The sequence below is a fragment of the Methanophagales archaeon genome, assembly GCA_021159465.1.
Classification (GTDB): Archaea; Halobacteriota; Syntropharchaeia; order Alkanophagales; family Methanospirareceae; genus G60ANME1.
Genome location: JAGGRR010000171.1, coordinates 1 through 3,664, shown reverse-complemented (window position 1 = coordinate 3,664; position 3,664 = coordinate 1). Strand labels below are relative to the sequence as shown.

Sequence of the window (3,664 nt, the reverse complement as noted above, 5' to 3'; positions counted from 1 at the left end):
CCTGCTGCTCCACAACCTCAGGCATATATGAGGATGTAGTTGAAGTTGAGGTTGAAGTTGAGGTTGAGGCAGAGGCGATTAAACAATCCACCTGATAGCTCGCTTTTTGCATTAACCATAATGCATATATGCTCTCAATTCCGGAATTGAAGATACAACCAAGATTGATGTTTCGTGCGGGATAAAAAGTCCTTATGTAGTCTCGCTTATACCGATATCCTTTTCTCGCTCTCAGTTTATCCATTGCTTTAATGAAATTCGAGCCGTACTGAATAGCTCTTTTCTTCCTGCTCGCTACATCCATCAGACCAAGCTCTCGCCGCGCTATCTCTCGTAAAATTAATTTATCCTCACCATTGTGCAATTTCAATACCGGTGGTATTCTCAATCCGAACTCCACGAGTTCAGGTGCCAGAAACGGCGCACGTAATGAAATCCCGCAATGATTGGCTATTACATCGTCGCGATAGAGGTCGCGCTCATACGCACCCATGAGCCCAGACAAGCATTCTTCACCCACTTCCTCTAATTTCACACGTTTATGCCGCTCATAACCGGCGAATAGCTCCTCCGTGCCCAGACCATAGAGAATGGTCTTTATACCATCTTCCATAGCAAATTCACATGCCACATATAATGGCAATGCCACACTCGCCTTCACAACATCCGTATCCTCGATACACGGTATCACCTCTTTGAGATACCTCTCCAGCTCTTCTATCCGTAACCTCTTTATCCTCAGCTCGAAGTCATGACGGGCTGCTACATGCTTCGCAAACTGTAAATCCTCTGCCATCTTCATCCCTGGCTCTTCCACCGCAACGGTATAACAGTTGAAATCAGCACCCGAATCTTTGCACAGATATGCGATGAGTGTGGAATCCAGCCCACCAGAGAAGAGTACACCAAACTTCTCACCCACTGGTATCCTCCTCTTTATGCTCGCACGTATCAGTTCCAGTAACTCTGACCTCAACTTCGCCATATCACCGCTCAGCTCTGGCTTGGTAGAGAAGAAAGCCCGATGCTCAAATTTTAACCTGTCACCCTTTATATCATACCGCAATACTGTTCTTGGCTCAAGCAAGATAGCATGTGGGAAACCCATCGCTTCCAGCATCTTTCGCTCTGATGCAAATGCGAATCCATCTGCATGTACGAACCAGAGCGGTTTTATGCCCAGTATGTCACGGGCGATGAGTACTTCATCATTCTCTACTCGCCACAGAGCAAAAGCAAAAACACCGTCCAAGCTCTTCTCTATCTCTGTACCCTCAATATCGGCTCTCCTCTCGAGGTAATGTAAAAGTAAGTCATAGCTGCTGCCCTCCTCTTTATTATATAACTCTACATCTGCTACGAGTCTAAGTCTATTCTTGTCCTTATTCTTCTTCAGCTCTCCACTGGTGGCGATGCAGTTCCTTAAGCTCTCGTCACATACCGCATTCTTCAATCTGACGTTGACGTCCTTCGTATTTGTCTTTGTCTTTGTCTTCAACGCCTCAAAACCACTGATTGCTACCTTCAATGCATTAGCGTGATTAAAAACCCCTGCTATTCTCGTCATCTCTAAACACACGCAATAGCACCCTCTCCACATTATCTCGCATCTTAGAAGCAGCTTCTACTATCCTCTGGTAGCTCAGCTCCTCTTCGGCTATACCATGTGCATAATTATCAACCGAGCTTAAATTCGCATATTTCAGTCCCAATTCCTTTGCAAGTGTTGCCTCTGCACCCATGCTCATGCCAACCACATCTGCATAGTCCCTTATGAAATTTATCTCCGCCTTCGTCTCCAGTCGCGGTCCTACACTCTGGAAATATATGCCGCCATCAATCACGGGTATGCCCTCCGCTTTCGCCGCTTCTATTAGCTCGATTCTCAAATCACTATCTAAGCCAGGTGTAATATGCACAATCTCATCATCGAAGAAGGTGGGTATGTTACACAGACTGATGTAATCATGGGGCACGAGCAACGAGCCGGGTTTTATTTCTTTCTTCAAGCTGCCCACCGAAGTTACTCCTATGATTCTATCAATGCCAAGCACCTTGAACGCCATTATGTTCGCTCTGTGATTTATCCTGTGTGGTGGGATGTTCCTGTATCTGCCATGTCTGAGAATGAATACGAATTCGGGACTGATAAACAGGCAGACATCACCATACTTTGTCTTTAGCTCCTCCTCACTGCAACCAGCCATTAGCCCGGTATCAAATAGATTTGTACCGCCAATTATGCCCACTCTATTATTCTTATTCCGTAGTTGCATTTGCATTAAATAAAACAATCACTCTACCATAAATATAGCGTAAACGATAAACGTAATTGCAGGCTAAGATGAGATGCGATGGTAAGATGTGCGATATGTGGTGAAAGAAAAGCATCAGCAACTCTGCATGTCTGTGCCGATTGCATACGCCGTGGAAAGGGAATGGAGTATATTGAAGAGGCGCATGCAAAGATAAGAGCAGTGTATAAACTTGTGAGCAGTCCACCAAAGACCAAAGGTGGTATAACCTGTACCTGTGATCTGTGCGCAAATGAATGTGAGATGGGTGAGGGAGAGAGGAGCTATTGCGGTCTTAGAGCAAATATAAATGGGCGATTGGTCTCTTCTGTACCCGAAGGCTATGCACTTATGCATGTGTATTATGACCCACTACCAACAAATTGCTGCGCTTCCTGGTTCTGTCCCGGCTCTTCACAGCCCGGTAAAGTGAACGTTGCAGTATTCTTCTATGGCTGCAATTTCAACTGCATCTTCTGTCAGAACGAAACGCATAAGAATCTCAATGCTGCAAGGGCGATGAGCGAATATGATTTCGTGTCCGCTGTACTGCGACGTGAGAACGCATACTGTATCTGTTACTTTGGTGGCAGTCCCGAGCCCCAGCTTCCTTTTGCTATTCATGCCACACGCAGGATTCTGGAGGAGCGGGAGAGGGATTTGCGAATATGCTGGGAATGGAACGGCTGTGGCTCCACCAGGCTGGTGCGCCAGGCAGCAGAACTGTCATTAGCCAGTGGAGGAATAGTGAAATTCGACCTCAAAGCCTTCAACCCGAACCTCAGTCTCGCACTCAGCGGTGTTCCTAACGAGCGGGCGTACGAGAACTTCAAGCTCATTGCCGATGAGTTCTTTGCCGTCTCTGCATCTTCAACCCCTGTTCTCACCGCTACCACTTTACTTGTGCCTTTCTATGTAGACGCACAGGAGGTTGAGAATATCGCACGATTCATCGCTGATACTGATCCGCGGATACCCTATTCTCTGCTCGTCTTCCATCCTGCTTTTTATATGTGCGATATGCCAGTAACGCCACGTGAGCAGGTCTTGCGCTGCTATAAAGCAGCAAAGAGGTATCTCAAATATGTTAATATTGGTAATAAACATCTGCTAAGTTTGAGTCGAGTCTTTGAATGAAGATGGTAACCAGAGAAGCAGTGGTGGAGGCATCAAGAAGGGTAATAAAAGATTAACCCCCTCCACCAACCATTCACAAAAGATCATCATATCAGTCTCCAATCTATTAAAAGTGAAGCTATAACGATGCTGAAGGTCGTGATACTCGCAATGTGCTTTGAAGGTGATATAACCTTCATAATAAGCGAATTAAAGGCTAAAGCATCGTTAAGGGAGTTTACAGGCTTCTAAGC

The 3,664-nt window shown here is 45.9% G+C and carries 3 protein-coding genes; 1 reads left to right on the top strand and 2 read right to left on the bottom strand.

Annotated features, from left to right (window positions below):
- Positions 1-1,567: asparagine synthetase B (locus J7J01_07655; GenBank protein ID MCD6210745.1), on the bottom strand; the 1,567-nt coding region annotated here is incomplete at its 3' end.
- A complete protein-coding gene (locus J7J01_07650; protein MCD6210744.1) occupies positions 1,542-2,276 on the bottom strand; it encodes an MTAP family purine nucleoside phosphorylase in 735 nt (244 codons plus the stop codon). The genes J7J01_07655 and J7J01_07650, both read right to left, overlap by 26 nt.
- 78 nt (positions 2,277-2,354) lie before the next feature.
- On the opposite strand from J7J01_07650, the gene J7J01_07645 reads away from it, so the two are divergent.
- Complete coding sequence (locus J7J01_07645; GenBank protein ID MCD6210743.1) at positions 2,355-3,431, top strand: radical SAM protein; 1,077 nt, start codon at positions 2,355-2,357, stop codon at positions 3,429-3,431.
- Positions 3,432-3,664: the final 233 nt, after the last annotated feature.